Genomic DNA, 17,842 nt, shown 5'->3' with positions numbered 1-17,842 from the left:
AATGCAAAAAACCGCTTTCTCCATCTACGACGCATCTGCAGGTTCTGGAAAAACCTATACTTTGGTAAAAGAATACCTCAAAATTATTCTCTTGTCCAAAAAACCCGATGCCTATCGAAACATTCTCGCCATTACGTTTACCAACAAAGCGGTTCACGAAATGAAAAGTCGCGTGGTGGAAAGTCTTTCGGAGTTTGCCAAAGAAAATCCTTCAGAAAAAGCAGTTCAATTAATGCAAAATATACAATTGGAAACTGGTTTAAGCTCGGCAACCATTAAAGAAAAAGCCAAAAACATCATCAAAAATCTAATCCATAATTACGCTTCGTTTGACATTTCGACCATTGATAAATTTACGCACAAAGTCATTCGTGCTTTTGCGCATGATTTGAATTTACCGATAACTTTTGATGTTTCGCTCGATACCGAAAACCTTTTGAATGAAGCCGTAGATGCAATTATTGCCCAAGCTGGAAACGATGAAACACTGACCAATTTACTCGTAGATTTCACCATGGAAAAAACCGATGACGACAAATCTTGGGACGTTTCTCGGGAAATTATGGAAACGGGAAAACTAATTTTAAACGAAAACAATCGCGAAGAAATCACGCATTTTCAGAACAAAAAAATCGAAGATTTCATCATTATCAAAAAGAAACTCACCGAACTTTGTGACGAATTAGAAAACGAATGTGCCAATTTAGCCATTGAAGCATTAACTTTAATCGAAAGCAACGGCATTGATTTAAAATCGTTTTCTGGCGGATATTTTCCAAAACATTTGGCTAGTATTCAGGAGAAAAAATTCAATCCAAATAACAAAACGTATCACGAGTTTGAGGATATAAAAATAAATAGTAAAGCTTTTGATAGAGAAATTATTGAAAGCATCATTCCCGATTTATTGTCGATTTTAGCAACAATTTATACCAAATTTGAAAAGAAAAATTTTTACGAAGCTTTCTTAAAAAACATAACGCCACTTTCGTTGTTGAACACCTTGAGCAACGAATTGACCAAAATCCAAAAGGAACAAAATATTCTTTCGATTTCAGAATTTAATAAATTAATCAACGAACAAATTCAAAATCAACCTGCGCCTTTTATTTATGAACGTTTGGGCGAAAAATACCGTCATTTTTTCATCGATGAATTTCAAGATACGTCGGAAATGCAATGGCAAAACCTCATTCCGTTAATCGACAACGCTTTGGCGAGCGAAGAAAATGGTGAACAAGGTTCGCTGATGATTGTTGGCGATCCAAAACAGTCCATTTATCGTTGGCGTGGCGGAAAAGCCGAACAATTTATCGAATTGAGTAAAGGTAAAAATCCATTTGTAAATCCAGATAAAAAGCTGTTTTCTCTCGAACGAAACTACCGAAGCTTTTCGCAAATTATCGATTTCAACAACGATTTCTTCCATTTCTTGTCGAATGAATTCTCGAATGAAGATTACAAAGATTTGTATGCCAATCATAGTTTTCAAAAAACGAACGACAAAATTGGCGGTTTTGTTCATGTTTCGTTTTTACCAAAAAAAGAAAAAAATACCGAAAATCTTGGAGAAGACATCATCGAAAGAGAAGATTTATTTTTGGAAGCAACGTTAAAAACCATTGAAAAAGCAAAGTCAAACGGTTTTGCCAACAAAGACATTGTCATTCTTACTCGAAATAAAAAACCTGGAACAGCAATTGCCAATTTTTTAACCGAAAAAGGCATTCCGATTTTGTCTTCTGAAAGTTTATTGCTGGGTTCATCTTCTGAAATTCAGTTTATTATACATTTTTTAAATTATCTGAAAAATAAAAATAATCTCGAAGCCAAAGCCCATTTTTTATATTATTTGGCACAAAAAAACAAAGAAAACATTGCCGTTCACGACTTTATTTCAAACGGAATGGAACAAAAACAAGAAGTTGATTTCCAAAAATGGCTTCTTGATTTTAATATCGAAATTTCATTTGCCAACATCCGAAAAAAATCGCTTTACGAAGCCGTGGAATTGATCATTTCCAAAGCTATTTCGGTAGAAAAAAGAAATGCCTACGTTCAATATTTTCTAGATATTGTTTTAGAACGCGATTTAAAAAGTCAAGCCGGAATTTCGGATTTTCTGAATTATTGGGAAACCCAAAAAGAAAAAGTCAGCATTCCTTCACCCGAAGGCAACGATGCTATCCGAATTATGACCATTCATAAATCGAAAGGACTGGAATTTCCAGTGGTGATTTTTCCTTTTGCTTCCGAAAATTATTCGCAAAACAAAGGCGAAAAAATTTGGATTACTGCAGATGAAGAAATGGTTGGTTTACCTAAAGCATTAGTTTCAAAAACGGCAGCCGTAGAAAATTTTGGCGAAACGGCTTCGTTGATTTACAAACAAAAAACACAGGAAGATTTACTCGATAATGTAAACGTTTTGTATGTAGCGTTAACGCGTGCCGAAGAACAATTGCACATCATTTCGGAAATGCAAAGCATCAGCAAAACTTCGGGTGAATATCCTAACAATATGGCATCGTTTTTTATCAAATTTTTGATTTCTCAACATCAATTTGATGAAACTAAGCTCGAATACGACTTTGGAAACGACAAAAGAATTTCGAAGGAAAAACCATTTGAAGACAGTTCTAAAATTATTCCGCAACTCACAGATATTTTAAATCCAAAAAACATCAAAATTGCCCAGCGCGAAAGCTTAATGTGGAACACAACCCAACAAAAAGCCATTGAATATGGAAACATTTTGCACGAAATTCTGTCGTTTGTAAAAACCCAAAACGATGTGGATTTAGCATTGACCAAAGCCATTGAAAACGGTTTGATTATCGCTTCGCAGCGAGAAACTGTAGAAAAAACCATCATCGAAATTATAAATCATCCCGATTTGATTGATTTTTTTGAAGAAGAAAATGTAATTCTTAATGAAAAAACCATCATTCAAAAAGAAGGCAATTTGATAAAACCCGACCGAATGGTTTTGACTTCAACTAACGAAATTTATTTATTGGATTATAAAACGGGTTCACATCAGTCAAAATACACCAAACAATTAGAGAATTATCAAGAAGCCATTGAAAAAATGAACTATCGAGTAACGAAAAAAGCACTGGTTTACATTGGCGAAACGCTGGAAGTGGTAAATTTGTGAACTGAAAATAAAACTAAACTACAAACAAAAATATGTACGGAAAAATTCAACAACACCTACAAAACGAATTAAAAACCATTGAAGATAATGGTATTTTCAAAAAAGAACGCATTATCACTTCGCCACAAGGTGCAGAAATTATGGTAAATGGTGAAACGGTTTTAAACTTTTGTGCCAATAATTATTTAGGATTATCATCGCATCCTGAAGTAGTTCAAGCTGCCAAAGACACTTTGGACTCACACGGTTTCGGAATGTCGTCGGTGCGATTCATTTGTGGAACGCAAGACATTCACAAAACTTTGGAACAAAAAATCGCTGATTTCTATGGAACAGAAGATACCATTCTTTACGCAGCAGCATTTGATGCTAATGGTGGCGTTTTTGAACCGTTATTAGGAGAAGAAGATTGCATAATTTCTGATTCACTAAACCATGCTTCTATTATTGATGGCGTTCGTTTGTGTAAAGCGGCACGCTATCGCTATGCAAACAACGACATGGAAGATTTGGAAAATCAATTAAAGAAAGCTGTTGAAGCTGGACATCGTTTTAAACTTATCGTAACCGATGGTGTTTTTTCAATGGATGGTTTGGTTGCGCCGTTGGATAAAATTTGTGATTTAGCAGATAAATATGATGCCTTAGTTATGGTTGACGAATGTCACGCTGCAGGATTTATTGGTGCCACAGGAAAAGGAACTTTGGAAGCCAAAAACGTAATGGGAAGAGTTGACATTATCACTGGAACATTAGGAAAAGCACTTGGTGGTGCCATGGGCGGATATACTACAGCCAAAAAAGAAATTATCGAAATTTTGCGTCAGCGTTCGCGACCCTATTTATTTTCTAATTCACTAGCTCCAGCCATCGTTGGTGCTTCAATCAAAGTTTTTGAATTATTAGAAAAAGACACATCACTTCGTGACAAACTAGAATGGAATACCAATTACTTCAAAGAAGGGATGAAAAAAGCAGGTTTTGACATCATTGATGGCGATTCTGCAATTGTTCCAGTAATGTTATACGATGCCAAATTATCACAAATAATGGCAGATGAATTATTAAAAAATGGAATTTACGTAATAGGTTTCTTCTTTCCTGTGGTTCCAAAGGACAAAGCTAGAATAAGAGTTCAACTTTCTGCGGCTCATACAAAAGAGCATTTGGATATGGCAATTAGTGCTTTCACAAAGGTTGGGAAAGACCTGAAAATCATTTAATTCGGTTTAAATTAACAAAATATTTTGATATTACGGTTATTCGTATTACTTTTGCAGTTAATAAATGTATATAAACTAATCAAATCAAGTATGAAACATCTTAACAAATTATTAGTTGCTATGTTAATGTTGGCTGGCTTCAGCTCACAAGCTCAAGATAGTAACAACCCTTGGGCAATTTCCTTTGGGGTTAACGCAGTAGACACAAGAGTTAGTGCTGCATCGAGTTTAGAAAATCAATTTTCGGAATTTTTTAATTTTAATGACAATTGGAACGTAGTTCCATCATTGTCTTTCGTGAATGTTTCAAGATATGTCGGTGATAATTTTTCATTTGGACTAACAGGATCTTTTAATAAAATTACAAGGTTCGTAAATCCAAGAGTCAATAATGAAGATTTTACTGTTGTAAATCCTGGTGATTTAGAATACTACGCAGTCGATGCTGTAGTTAACTACAGTTTCATGAGCTTAATCAAATCTAAGAAAATTGACCCATCGGTTCACATTGGTGGAGGTTACAATTGGATTGGAGATGATATCAGTGCTGGAACTTTAAATGGAGGTTTAGGATTGACTTACTGGTTCAACGAATTCCTAGGTTTATCTTACCGTGCAACTTATAAACAATCTTTTGAAGACTCAAGACTTGACATGCCATCACATATGCAGCATTTTGCTGGATTAACATTTAAATTTGGTGGAAGCGATAAAGACAATGACGGTATCTATGATAAAGACGATGCTTGCCCAGAAGTGGCAGGTTTAAAACAATTCAATGGTTGTCCTGATACTGATGGAGATGGCATTGAAGACAGTAAAGATACTTGTCCAGAAGTTGCTGGTCCAGCTGAATATAACGGTTGTCCAGATACTGACGGTGACGGAATTGCTGACAATGTTGACGCTTGTGTTGACGTAAAAGGATTGAAAGAATTTAACGGTTGTCCTGATACTGACGGAGACGGAACACAAGATAAAAATGACAAATGTGTAGATGTTAAAGGTCCAAAAGAAAATGGCGGTTGTCCTTGGCCAGATAGAGATGGTGATAAAGTTTTAGATAAAGATGATAAATGTCCAGATGTTGCTGGTACAGTTGCTAATAACGGTTGTCCAGAAGTAACTGAAGAAGCGATCAAAAGGTTAAATGATTACGCTAAAACAATTTTATTTGACTCTAATAAAGATAGTTTCCAACAACAAACTTATCCAGTTTTACAAGCTATTGCAGCTATCCTGAAAGAGTATCCAAGCGCTAAATTCGCTATTGAAGGACACACTGACAGCGATGGTAAAGATGATTTCAATCAAAGACTATCTGATGCAAGAGCCAACGCTGTAAAATCATATTTGATTGAACAAGGAATTGACCAATTTAGATTATCTGCACTAGGTTTTGGTGAAACAAGACCAATTGACACAAACAATACTAAAGCTGGTAAAGCTAACAACAGAAGAGTTGAAGTGAAATTAGTAAAATAATTTCTTCCAAAATATTTTCTAGAAAAACGCTCTGAAATTCGGAGCGTTTTTTTATTTTTATAACATGTCGCATCAAACCTTTCTTCATCAACTAGCTAAAGAAATTCTAAAAAATAGTTCTGATAATTTATCTGAACTAGTTATTGTTTTACCCAATAAAAGAGCCAAAGTATTTTTACTAGATGAATTAAAAAAACTAGTTTCAACCAATATTTTTGCTCCAGAAATCATCAGCATTGAAGAATTCATTCAAGACATTGCCGGAATTCGGAGTATTGACTCGGTGGAAGTATTATTTGAATTTTATGAAGTTTATCTTTCTATCACGGAAAAAAATCAAGACCCTTTTGAAACTTTTGCCAATTGGGCGAAAACACTTTTACAAGATTTTAATGAAATCGATAGGTATTTACTCGAACCTGATAAAATTTTGAAATATCTTGAAAACATCAAAGAAATCGAACATTGGTCGGTTGACATCAATAGAAGAACTGAACTGATTGACAATTATCTTATTTTTTGGAAAAAATTACCCGAATATTACCATTCACTTTACAACTATTTGTCAAATAAAGGAATTGGTTATCAAGGATTAATTTATCGAGAAGCAGTTGAAAATCTCAATCATTTTTCTGAAAAAAATTCTAACCACTTTATTTTCGCTGGTTTTAATGCACTCAATCAAGCCGAAGAAAAGATTATTCAGCATTTGCTAGCTTTGGGCAAAGCCAAAATTTATTGGGATATTGACGAAACACTACTTCACGACACGTTTCATGATGCTGGTTTATTTCAAAGACGCTTTAAATCAAGTTGGAATTACTACAAAACCAATCCTTATGAATGGATTTCTGATGAGTATTCAATGGAAAAAAATATCCAAGTCATTGGAACTTCAAAATCGATCGGACAAGCGAAAATTGCTGGTGATATTATAAAAAAACACATTGACAATAACAATTCTAATCTTCAAAATGTTGCTTTAGTTCTTGGTGAAGAAAATCTCTTGTTACCCATTTTGCATTCGCTTCCTTCCGAAATCGATGCGTTGAACATTACGATGGGTTTTACTAGCAAAAACAATCCTGCACAGTTGTTGATTGCCAAACTATTTAAATTACATACCACAAGTTTAGCTCGAAACGCCTCCAGTTATGTGATGTATTACAAAGATGTGCTCGATGTTTTGACTAATCCGTTAATTGAGCCTTACCTTAAAGTCGACGAACTAGTTTCGACCATCAATAGGAACAATTTTACGTTTATTACCCATAAAAAATTAGAAGAACTTTACCCAATTGAAAACGAACTTTTCAACTTATTATTTCAAAAATGGGATACCAATTCTGTTATGGTTTTAGAAAATTTATCCCAAATTTTACTAAAAGTAAAAGCGAATTTGAGTTATGACAATGAAGAAGAAAAAGTAACCAATGCGTTTGTTTTTTCCATTTTCAAAATCATCAACAAAATGATTTCCTATTTCAGCGAACATAAAAAAATTGATGATATCCAAACACTACACGCCATTTACAAACAAATTATCGATTTGGCTGAAGTGTCATTTGAAGGCGAACCTTTAAATGGATTGCAAATTATGGGTGTTTTGGAAAGTCGTGTGCTCGATTTTGAAACTGTCATAATTACATCGGTTAATGAAGGTAAATTTCCAGCAGGAAAAAGTACCAATTCGTTTATTCCTTATGATGTGAAACGTGAATATGGTTTGCCTACTTTCAAAGAAAAAGATGCGATTTACACCTATCATTTTTATCATTTATTACAACGTGCAAAAAATGTTTATTTGATTTACAATTCAGATAGCGAAGGATTTGATGCAGGCGAAAAAAGTCGCTTCATTACACAACTAGAAGTTGAAAAACGACCAAAACACCAGTTGACTTTTGATTTTTATAATCCAAATGTTCCCAATATTGCTTATGAACCGATTGTCATCAAAAAAACCGAAAGCGTCATCAATAGACTGAAAGCAATAGCTGAAAAAGGATTTTCACCATCGGCATTGACAACCTATATTCGAAATCCGATACAGTTTTATTTTCAGCGAATTTTACGAATTTCTGAAATAGATGAAGTTGAAGAAAACATTGCAGTCAATACACTTGGAACAATCATTCACGGTGCTTTGGAAGAATTATACAAACCTTTTATTGGAAAAATTCTAATTGAAAACGATATAAAAATTTGCATCAAAAATATTGATGATGAAGTATTGAAGCAATTCAAATTGGTTTACAAAGAAGGCGAAATCAAAAAAGGAAGAAATCTTCTAGCCTTTGAAGTTGCCAAACGAAATGTGTTGAATTTCTTAAAAATGGAGTTAGAAGCTATTCAAAACGGTGACGAAATTCAGTTAATTGCTTTAGAAAAACCATTGTCACGAACGCTTGAACATCCAAAATTACCTTTTGCTGTAACCATTGCTGGGAATGTAGATCGAATTGAAAAAAGAAACGGAAGAATTCGAATTATCGATTACAAAACGGGTAAAGTGGAACAAAAAAGTGTTACGCTAAAAGACTGGAATGGTTTAACGGAAGACATCAAAAACGACAAAATCATTCAAATTCTAGCGTATGCATTCATGTATGAAGAAGAAGCAAAAGGAATGGAAATAGAAGCCGGAATTATTTCGTTTAAAAATTTAAAATCTGGATTTTTACCCTTTAATTTTAAACCCGAAAAAGAAAGCTTTGACGTTATTTCACCTGAAATTATGGAGAATTATTTGGAGGAAATAGTGATTTTGTTGCAAGAGATTTTGAATGTTGATGTAGCTTTTGAGGAGAAAATTTAATTTTTAACATGTTTTTATCAATCAGTTAAGCTACAATTTCATTTCTTTATAAAATGAATGAAAGGAAAATTTACAACATTATTGCATTTTACAAAAGTACTTTACCAATTAATATTGCAATAAGCATATTACCATTAATTTTTGGTGGTATTTCTTTTTTTAAAACTATTTTTCTAACTTTTGGGTTCTTTGCAGCATTATTAATCAAAGAAGTGAAACAAAAAAATGACTACCTATTTTATTATAATAATGGAATTTCAAAAGTTAATCTATTGCTATTTTCCTATGTAGCAAATTTCCTTTTTTTGATTTTAATTGTCATAATCATCAACTTAATATCAAACATCTTTTGGCAAAGCATTTTATTGAAATAGATAGTGTTCAAAAATATTTCAACACTAAACCTGTGCTTACAGATGTCTATTTGAAATGTGAAACAGGCGAAATAATTGGATTACTAGGAAGAAATGGTTCTGGAAAATCAACTTTATTAAAAATAGTTTTTGGAATATTATCTGCTGATAACAAATTCATTAGAGTTGATGGTAAAGTGATTTTTAACACTAACGATTCTCTCAACGAAATTAGTTATCTATCACAAGAGAATTTTATTCCAAGTTCATTTTCTGTAAAAAGAGCTATACAATTATCAATTGATAAAGATAAAGTTGCTGATTTCTATCAAGATGATTTCATAAATTCATTAAAAGATAAAAAAATACAACAACTTTCTGGAGGTGAATTACGTTATTTAGAAATTAAATTAATTTTATCAAATTCTTCTAAGTTTGTTTTACTCGATGAACCCTATAATGGATTATCTCCTATTATGATTGAGAACATTAATCAATTGATTACTGAAAATTCAAGTAAAAAAGGGATCATAATTACGGACCATAATTATGAAAATATTATTAAAATTTCTTCAAGATTAATACTAATGAAGGATGGAAAAACTATTCAAATAAAGGATAAAATGGAACTAGTAGAAAAAGGATATTTAAGTAAAGAAGTAATTTAAACCCTTTTCAAAAAACGCAAAAAAACCTTCAACAATTCCTCTTGATTTTCAATATGCGACATGTGTCCATCAGGAAAAGTGGTAAGTTCTACTTTGGTATTTTCAATTTGACTTAGGTTATCATCATAATTGAGAACGCCATCTTTTTTACCTAAAACCAATTGCATCGGATAAGGCGCAAAATGCAAAATTACTTCACGGTCTTTTCGGATTTTCATGCCTTCTAAAGCGGCAACAATTCCTTGCAAAGGTGTTTTTAATGCCTCCATTTTTACTTGTTCTATTAGTTCGGCTAATTTTTCTCGGTTGGCTTCGCTAAATAAATTGGTAATACTCATTCGAACGAAACTAGTGTAATTCTGTTTTACGGCAACAATAGCTCGATCGCGATTTATTTTTCGCTCATCGCTGTCGGCAAGTGAAGTCGAGTTCAACAAAAACAATCCTTTCATAGTATCGGGATACAATTCGGCGAAAGCCAAAGCAATATAACCGCCCATGGAATGCCCAGCCAAAACTGCTTTTCTGATTTTTAATTCGTGTAAAACGTGATGAACCATATCGGCTTGATCTTCCATAGTATGCACATAACCCAAGCATTCCGTTTCGCCATGACCCAGTAAATCAATGGTTATAACGCGATATTTTTTAGAAAGTTCAGGAACAAAGGCTTTCCACATCGCTTGATTTTCCAAAAAGCCGTGTAGCAAAACAACGGCAGTTCCTTTGCCTTGGTCAGTAAAAGTAATTTTAGTGTTTTTGTAAATGGTGGTTTTCAATTTGAGGAAAATTAGCACTTCAAAAGTAGTATTTAGCAATGAAATTCTAAATAGAATGTTGCCTATTTAATTGAAGTTGGGTCAAATAAAACCCATTTGGCACAAAATTTCATCAAAAAACCAATTCAACAACACAAAAAACAGTTTATCAAGAAGCAATTTGATACTATTAGTAACGATTTTGAAGTTATTAGTATCAAATATGATGTTATAAATATCACGTATGATATTATTAATATGACATAGCATATTATTAATATTATTTTATATATTAATAGTATATTACAGAACATTATTAATATCATTATATATACTATTAATATAATATACTAAATTAATAATATCATTCTAGAAGTTAGTAATATATCTTTTAAGGCTATTAACTTCATACTAAGCATTATTTATATATAAAACATTGTTTTTAATAAATAATTTTATATCTTTAGTATACTATTTTACTAATTAAATTACTTTCAGATGAAAATAAGTTTAAACAACATCGGTACGGGCAGCATAATCCTTAGAAAAATTAGAGAGAAAAGACTTTCCTTCAAGGTTGTTGGTGAAGCCATAAACCGCAACGGACTTTCGGTCTATAAATACACTGAAAGTCGGAGCTTGCAGACAGCTGTTTTGATTGATTTTTGCTATGCTTTAAAGCACAATTTCTTTAGCGATATTGCTGACCATCTTCCTATTGAGTTTACAAAAAACCAACCTAAAACAGACAAGCTCAATGCTGAAAAAGACGCACTTATTGCGCAGTTGCAAGAGGAAAATAAAGTGTTGAGGATACAAAACGAAGTGTTGATGAAGATTAGAAGTTGAGAAAAAAAGTTAAATTTCAACCGTTAAAAAAATGTAATCATGTTCACAATTCAACAAATACATGAGGCCCATTCTAAAGTAAAAAGCGGTGCCGATTTTCCAAAATACATACAAGATATAATGGCGCTTGGGGTTGTTTCATTTGAAACTTTTGTATTTGATAATCACACGAATTATTATGGAAAAGATAATTTTAAAACCTCATCAGAAGGTTTTCTTGAACCGTTAACTAGTGCCGATAAAAGCAACATCGAACAATTTAAAGCTGACTTAAAAGCACACCAACAAGGCAAAACCGCTTACATGACTTTTTTGAACGATTGTGCAAAATCTGGCGTTGAAAAATGGATTGTTGTTATGGATAAAATGACTTGTAGTTATTATGACAAAGCAGGGAATGAAATGGTTGTAGAAACAATTCCGACGGCTTAATTTTTAAACACAAAAGGCTCAAAAAAGAAACTAAACGGCACAGAAGAAAGAACTTTTGTGCCGTTTTTGTTTTTATTTCTCGAGTTCGGGCATTACTACGCCGTCGTCAGTTATTAGAAAAGTGAGTTTGAAGTAATCTATGTTGGCAGCAAGCCATGGATCTATTATTTTATATTCTCTAAAAGTGTCATTGCTTACTAGCAAGGAGTGTTTTGATTTTACCATAGATAATAGAAACGTATCGGCTGTGGTTTCAGCAGGTGCAACAAAATAAGTAGCTTCTTGTTCGAGTTTTTCGAAGTTTTCTTTGTCGATTACTTTATGTCGCAGTGAGGCATCGGCAACGATAACGATGTCAATAAATCCTTTTTTCTTTAAGAATTTAACCATAGTGATTAGGTTAGACAATTTAGCGTTGCTCTTATTATTTCCATTACTGTTATGGGCTACGTTGCTTCCGTCTATTAAAACACTTCTTTCGTTTAGCGCTTTTATTTCATAGAATTCGCCATCCGCATCATAATCGCCAAGTTTAACTGCTTTTTCATTTTTGAGTAGAAAGGTTGCAAAATCTTGGTCTTCTTTTAATGAAATGGTAAACCAATGAGGAAGATTTCCGTCAGATTTATGAAACGTTTTAATTTCTTCTTCCAAGAGTTGTTTTATTTTATTGAGACTTACTTTTTTTCCTTGATCGATTTTATTTAAGATAAGAAGCAGCAGTTTTTGGTCATGAATGGATTGTTCTTCGCCAAATTCGAGGTCTTTCTTTTTTTCATATTCGTCAAAGGAGTCAATGCCTTGGTCTATGGCTTCTTTATATTCTTTGTAGCGAGTGAAACCAGCTTTTTGGGCATTATGATAGTCATCGGCTGTTTGAAATCCTTTTTCATTGGCAACATTTTTTTCTAAAAGATTAGTAAATCCATTTTGAAAAGCGCTGAAAAATTGTTCAAAGTTTTCGAAATGATTTTCTTTGGCAAAAGTGTATAATTCGTAAGGGTTTCTACAAATGGGTTGTTCTATATTGTGGTCTAGTTTATACTGTGTCCACATTTTAAAACCTTCAAGATAGTTTTGTTTTTGGATAGCGACAAAGGTTTCTTGGTCTTCTATACCACAGGCTTTCATTATTTCAAAATTTTGAAAAGTAGTTATATTGAGCATTTTGGCTTCATAAAAATCATCGGCGTTTGAAAACCCGTTCAGTTGCGCATTTCGATAGTCATTTAAGTCGTCATAACCATTTTTAGCTAAGGTCAAAAGAAAGTTTTGATAGGCAATAGCGAAACAATTAAGATTTTTAATCACAAAAACTTCTTTGATGTGATGTCTTTCAATCATTTGACAAAAATCAATGATATTTTGAATTTCGATTTTCTGGTTAATGTTTTCAAAAGTAGCATCAACATAATTAAGATTTTGCGTTTTCATACCTTATTAATTTTAAATGTCTAATGTTTTTCGCGTTTTTGGCTGTTCATCTTGTATTTCCTGTTTATAATAAATTGCCTTATTATCTGTTTTAAAGAAAACGACTGGCCATCTTCGGGTGAATTTAGTTGGATTTTGTTCTTTTAATTTTAAAAGTTTTTCGAACTCTTCTTCAGTAACGTGCTTATATGTTTTGTAGTATTCCCATATTTTATCAATGGGTAATTCCCCAAATTGAAGATGAAAAGTAAAATTAGGGTAATGTCTTGAGCAAACGTCTTTTGCCGCATTGATTTGGAATACTGTTCTTCGTTTATTTTCAATAATTGGCACTAAATTTTTAATAAAAAATTGTTGCGCTTCTTTTGGATTTGAACTTTTTAAAGCTAATGTTGCCCATTTTTTTAGATCTTCTTTTATGGGTTCAATTTCTTTTGATAACTCAAAAGTAATTGCTTTCAATTGAGCAGCTTGAACATCTTGTAAATATGGGAATTGAAAAACATCGACTAAGTATCCTTTTGTATGGTCTTTTGCTAAGATGTCTTTTATTTCTGTATCAAAAAGTTGCTTACCTTCATAATCTTCATTTCCTAAAAAAAGTATTGGAATATCATCTTCATCAGCAATTTTGAGAGAAAGGATTTCTTCCAAAGGTATTATTGTGTCTCTTTTGCCAACAATATTTGGATCATCAACGCCATAGAAGACAACTTTTTTACAATCATGTAATTCTCTAAAAGTCGAAGTGCCATGAGTAATTTGTAATTTAGAACCAACATCTTTTATAGTCAAATCATATAGTTTTTCAAAATCTCTTTTGAGAATATTGGTTTGTATGATCCATTTAGAATCTTTGTTTTTTGATTTTAAAAAAAACTTATATTCTTCATAAACCTTTTGGTAGGCTGCTTTTCCATGTTCATCAGCCTGATCAATCATGAACTTTAACTTGAACTCAAAAGTTCTGTCTTTTGCCTCGTCTAAAAAATAATGATAAGAATATCCTACACCAGAAATATACATTTCTTCGTCAAGACAATAGAGCATTCTTCTTCCTTGATTAAAAATTAAATGAGAAGCAGGAGTAGACATTGTATAATGAACAATTAATTGCATAATATCAAAAAATTAATTACTACAAATTGAAATGTGAAAATACTAAATTTTGTAATACTATTAGTATCACAAAAAACTTTATTTTATATCATAAAAAAGAGTAAAGTCTTATTTTAGTATATATTAAGGTATAAAAAAAGCGAACCGTACAATTCGATTCGCTTTTTTTATTTTGTGGTTTTTTTTCGTGATGCTAAATTACGAATTCATCAAACTCTCAATTTCCTCCACTTCAATAGGAATATTGCGCATCAAGTTGAACGCTTCGCCTTTTTCTTGAATGACCATATCGTCTTCAATTCGAATTCCGAAACCTTCTGCCGGAATGTAAATTCCTGGTTCAACCGTAAACACCATATTGGCTTGCATGGGTTCGTGTAATAATCCGTAATCGTGTGTATCCAAACCTAAATGATGCGACGTGCCGTGCATGAAATATTTTTTGTAGGCTGGCCAATCGGGATTTTCGTTTTGCACATCGGCTTTATCGATTAATCCTAAACCTAACAATTCCGAAGTCATGATTTTACCAACTTCAACATGATATTGTTTCCACAAAGTTCCAGGAACCAACATTTTAGTCGCTTCGTTTTTTACACGTAAAACCGCGTTGTACACTTCTTTTTGTCTCTCCGAAAAACGTCCAGAAACTGGAACCATTCGTGTCATATCACTGGAGTAATTGGCATATTCGGCACCAACGTCAAGCAAAATCAAATCGCCGGCTTTGCATTGTTGGTTGTTTTCAATATAATGCAACACATTGGCATTGTTTCCCGAAGCAATAATTGGCGTGTAAGCAAAACCTTTGGAACGATTTCTAAGGAATTCGTGGGCAAATTCGGCTTCGATTTCATATTCCATTACGTTTGGTTTTACAAAATTTAGCACTCTGCGATACCCTTTCTCGGTAATATCACAGGCTTTTTGAATTAAGTCAATTTCTTCGCTTTCTTTTATCGACCGCAGACGTTGCAAAATAGGATTTGACTTTTCTACTTTGTGCGCAGGATAAGTTGACTTCCACCATTTTACAAAACGTGCTTCACGGGTTTCGGTTTCAATCGAGGCACGATAATGTTCGTTGGTGTTGATGTAAATCGTTTCGGCATACGCCATGATTTCTTTTAAAGTCTTATGAAAATCTTGCAACCAAATCACCGATTTAACTCCAGAAACTTCAAATGCTCTTTCTTTTGTCAACTTCTCACCTTCCCAAATGGCAATATGTTCGTTGGTTTCTTTTTGGAATAAAATTTCCTTTAAATGTTCGTAAGGCGCATCAGGAAAAAGCAACAATATACTTTCTTCTTGATCTACTCCACTTAAATAAAAAATATCACGATGTTGTGCAAATGGCAAAGTAGAATCGGCTGAAACGGGATAAATATCATTCGAATTAAAAACGGCTACACTGTTTGGTTTCATTTGTGCCGTGAATTTCGCTCTGTTTTTTATAAATAATTGACGGTCTATTTGATGGTATTTCATTTTAGATTATTGGATAATTAGATTGTTAGACGATTAGAAATTATATTTATCAAAATTAATCTTTTTTAGTCACATTTTTTTATTCAATTATTAATGAATAATTTTAGACAAAATTCACCATATGAAAAAAGTATTACCATTCATTGTATTTTTTATTTGTTATAGTTTATTGGCTCAAGACAAATTGCCTTACCAACTGTTTGATAAAAACGGAAAGAAAACAACCTATGCAAAGCTTTTAAAAAGTGCCGAAAAATCAGAAGTAGTCCTTTTTGGCGAATATCATAATAACTCCGTTGTTCATTGGCTTCAATTGGAATTAACCAAAGATTTAGCAGCAAAAAAACGACTAGTTCTTGGTGCCGAAATGATTGAAGCCGATAATCAAAAACAATTGGATCAATATCTTAAAGGCGAAATCAATCAAAAACAATTAGACTCCACTGCTCGATTGTGGTCAAATTATGTCACAGATTACAAACCGCTAGTTGATTTTGCCAAAGAAAACAAATTGCCATTCATCGCTACGAATATTCCAAGACGATATGCATCTATGGTGTTTAAAAAAGGATTAGAAGAGCTACAGAATTTATCGGCAGAAGAAAAATCATGGATAGCGCCTTTGCCTATTGAATTTGACCTTAATCTTCCTGGCTACAAAAACATGATGACCATGCAAGGCGGACATGCGGGCGATAAAATGCCAAAAGCACAAGCGATTAAAGACGCTACGATGGCTCATTTTATTTCTAAAAATTTGCAACCCAATTCGGTTTTCATTCACTTTAACGGCACTTATCATTCGGATAATTATGAAGGAATCAATTGGTATTTGAAAAAATCATTGCCAAACATTGCTATTCTTACCATTGCCACTGTGGAACAAAAAAGTATTTTAAAATTAGAAAAAGAGCAATTCAACAAAGCCGATTTCATATTAGTTATTGATGAAGATGTAATTAAAACCTATTAATTACTGATTTTGTTTAACGATTTATATTAAAATCAATAGTATAAGTAATTGTAAATCAACAAATGTTAAACTCATTTTAAAATGATTATAAATTAGTTCGAAAAGGTTGTAGTTATTTGCAATTAAGACTATTTTTGTACGTCTTTTTAAATTAATTATTCAACTTATGGCAAAATCTGCACTCTTAAAGTCATCAATTGCAAAAAAATATTGGATGGCTCTTACAGGCTTATTTCTATGCTTATTTTTGGCTGGACATCTTGCTGGAAACTTGCAATTATTAGTTCCTGATAATGCGTTAAACTTTAATAAATATGCATTGTTTATGACATCAAATCCAGCAGTTAAGTTACTTTCTTACTTAACTTACATTTCTATCTTGTTTCATGCCATAGATGGTTTTCTTTTAACTTATCAAAATATAAAGGCCAGACCTGTGGGTTATGCCAAAAATAGTCCGGGTGCTAATAGCAGTTTCGCATCGAGAAACATGGCTATTTTGGGGACTTTAATTTTAGTTTTTATTGTTACACACATGGTTAATTTTTGGGCCAAAATGCATTTCGATAAAAACATGCCTTTACACACCATATCTGTTGAAGTAATGGGTCAAAAACAAGACCTTTATGTTCTTACAAATGGCAGTTATATGCCTACTGCACAAGTAGCTAAAACAAGAGAAGAAGCTTTAAAAAGCAATATTCCAAATTACATAGAAGACAGAACCGATTTTTACAATGCTCAAGCTAAAGTTAAAGTAGGAGAAGGTTATAAAGATTTATATAAATTGACTATTGATTTCTTTAAAAGTAAAGGAAAGTTATTTAATGTTATACCAAATGAAGGTTTGGTTTTCACTATTTTATACGTTTTAGCCATGGCAGTTTTAGGATTTCATTTATTACATGGTTTTCAAAGCGCGTTTCAATCTATGGGTTTAAATAACTCTTCTTGGATGCCAAAAATTAAATTGTTTGGAAAAGTATTTGCAATCGTAGTTCCAATTTTATTTGCAATCATTCCGCTTTATATTCATTTTTTATTAAAATAATTATTCTCACACACTAGTGAAAAACAAT

15 protein-coding genes are annotated in these 17,842 nt (G+C 32.6%); 11 read left to right on the top strand and 4 right to left on the bottom strand.

The window, feature by feature from the left end:
• Position 1 precedes the first annotated feature (1 nt).
• From WFZ85_RS10315 to WFZ85_RS10290, 6 genes are all read left to right on the top strand, one after another.
• Positions 2 to 3,160 (top strand): UvrD-helicase domain-containing protein, encoded by a 3,159-nt coding sequence (locus tag WFZ85_RS10315; RefSeq protein WP_342696219.1) that lies wholly within the window; start codon positions 2 to 4, stop codon positions 3,158 to 3,160.
• Between the two features lie 32 nt (positions 3,161 to 3,192).
• Complete coding sequence (gene kbl / locus WFZ85_RS10310; protein ID WP_342696218.1) at positions 3,193 to 4,383, top strand: glycine C-acetyltransferase; 1,191 nt, start codon at positions 3,193 to 3,195, stop codon at positions 4,381 to 4,383.
• A gap of 90 nt (positions 4,384 to 4,473) precedes the next feature.
• Positions 4,474 to 5,868: an OmpA family protein gene (locus WFZ85_RS10305; RefSeq protein ID WP_342696217.1), complete on the top strand. Its 1,395-nt coding sequence runs from the start codon at positions 4,474 to 4,476 to the stop codon at positions 5,866 to 5,868.
• 64 nt (positions 5,869 to 5,932) lie between these two features.
• Entirely contained in the window at positions 5,933 to 8,686 is a 2,754-nt protein-coding gene (locus tag WFZ85_RS10300) for a PD-(D/E)XK nuclease family protein (RefSeq protein ID WP_342696216.1), read from the top strand.
• A 53-nt stretch (positions 8,687 to 8,739) separates the two neighbouring features.
• Positions 8,740 to 9,060: a hypothetical protein gene (locus WFZ85_RS10295; RefSeq protein WP_342696215.1), complete on the top strand. Its 321-nt coding sequence runs from the start codon at positions 8,740 to 8,742 to the stop codon at positions 9,058 to 9,060.
• Entirely contained in the window at positions 9,036 to 9,707 is a 672-nt protein-coding gene (locus tag WFZ85_RS10290) for an ATP-binding cassette domain-containing protein (protein WP_342696214.1), read from the top strand. The genes WFZ85_RS10295 and WFZ85_RS10290 overlap by 25 nt, the downstream gene beginning before the upstream one ends.
• Here WFZ85_RS10290 and WFZ85_RS10285 read toward each other — a convergent pair.
• The gene (locus WFZ85_RS10285; protein ID WP_342696213.1) at positions 9,704 to 10,486 is read right to left on the bottom strand and encodes an alpha/beta fold hydrolase; all 783 of its coding nucleotides are present in this window, start codon (positions 10,484 to 10,486) and stop codon (positions 9,704 to 9,706) included. The two genes, WFZ85_RS10290 and WFZ85_RS10285, sit on opposite strands and share 4 nt — an antisense overlap.
• 96 nt (positions 10,487 to 10,582) lie before the next feature.
• Here WFZ85_RS10285 and WFZ85_RS10280 point away from each other — a divergent pair, with 96 nt between their 5' ends.
• From WFZ85_RS10280 to WFZ85_RS10270, 3 genes are all read left to right on the top strand, one after another.
• Positions 10,583 to 10,732 carry a hypothetical protein gene (locus tag WFZ85_RS10280; RefSeq protein WP_342696212.1) on the top strand — a complete coding sequence of 50 codons (150 nt, stop codon included), beginning with the start codon at positions 10,583 to 10,585 and terminating at the stop codon, positions 10,730 to 10,732.
• A 231-nt stretch (positions 10,733 to 10,963) separates the two neighbouring features.
• Positions 10,964 to 11,314, top strand: coding sequence for a hypothetical protein (locus WFZ85_RS10275; RefSeq protein WP_342696211.1), 351 nt, complete (start codon positions 10,964 to 10,966; stop codon positions 11,312 to 11,314).
• A gap of 39 nt (positions 11,315 to 11,353) precedes the next feature.
• The gene (locus WFZ85_RS10270; protein WP_342696210.1) at positions 11,354 to 11,746 is read left to right on the top strand and encodes a DUF1398 domain-containing protein; all 393 of its coding nucleotides are present in this window, start codon (positions 11,354 to 11,356) and stop codon (positions 11,744 to 11,746) included.
• Positions 11,747 to 11,818: 72 nt separating this feature from the next.
• On the opposite strand, the gene WFZ85_RS10265 is transcribed toward WFZ85_RS10270, so the two are convergent.
• From WFZ85_RS10265 to WFZ85_RS10255, 3 genes are all read right to left on the bottom strand, one after another.
• Complete coding sequence (locus tag WFZ85_RS10265; protein WP_342696209.1) at positions 11,819 to 13,180, bottom strand: NYN domain-containing protein; 1,362 nt, start codon at positions 13,178 to 13,180, stop codon at positions 11,819 to 11,821.
• A gap of 12 nt (positions 13,181 to 13,192) precedes the next feature.
• Complete coding sequence (locus WFZ85_RS10260) at positions 13,193 to 14,299, bottom strand: hypothetical protein (RefSeq protein WP_342696208.1); 1,107 nt, start codon at positions 14,297 to 14,299, stop codon at positions 13,193 to 13,195.
• 198 nt (positions 14,300 to 14,497) lie between these two features.
• The gene (locus WFZ85_RS10255; RefSeq protein WP_342696207.1) at positions 14,498 to 15,790 is read right to left on the bottom strand and encodes an aminopeptidase P family protein; all 1,293 of its coding nucleotides are present in this window, start codon (positions 15,788 to 15,790) and stop codon (positions 14,498 to 14,500) included.
• A gap of 121 nt (positions 15,791 to 15,911) precedes the next feature.
• On the opposite strand from WFZ85_RS10255, the gene WFZ85_RS10250 reads away from it, so the two are divergent.
• Together WFZ85_RS10250 and WFZ85_RS10245 are read left to right on the top strand one after the other, a co-directional pair.
• Positions 15,912 to 16,763: a ChaN family lipoprotein gene (locus tag WFZ85_RS10250; protein ID WP_342696206.1), complete on the top strand. Its 852-nt coding sequence runs from the start codon at positions 15,912 to 15,914 to the stop codon at positions 16,761 to 16,763.
• 166 nt (positions 16,764 to 16,929) lie between these two features.
• On the top strand, positions 16,930 to 17,814 hold the full coding sequence (locus tag WFZ85_RS10245; protein ID WP_342696205.1) for a succinate dehydrogenase cytochrome b subunit: 885 nt from the start codon (positions 16,930 to 16,932) through the stop codon (positions 17,812 to 17,814).
• Positions 17,815 to 17,842: the final 28 nt, after the last annotated feature.

Source organism: Flavobacterium aureirubrum, assembly GCF_038739835.1.
GTDB classification, from domain to species: Bacteria; Bacteroidota; Bacteroidia; order Flavobacteriales; family Flavobacteriaceae; genus Flavobacterium; species Flavobacterium aureirubrum.
This window is presented reverse-complemented; position numbering and strand designations above follow the sequence as displayed.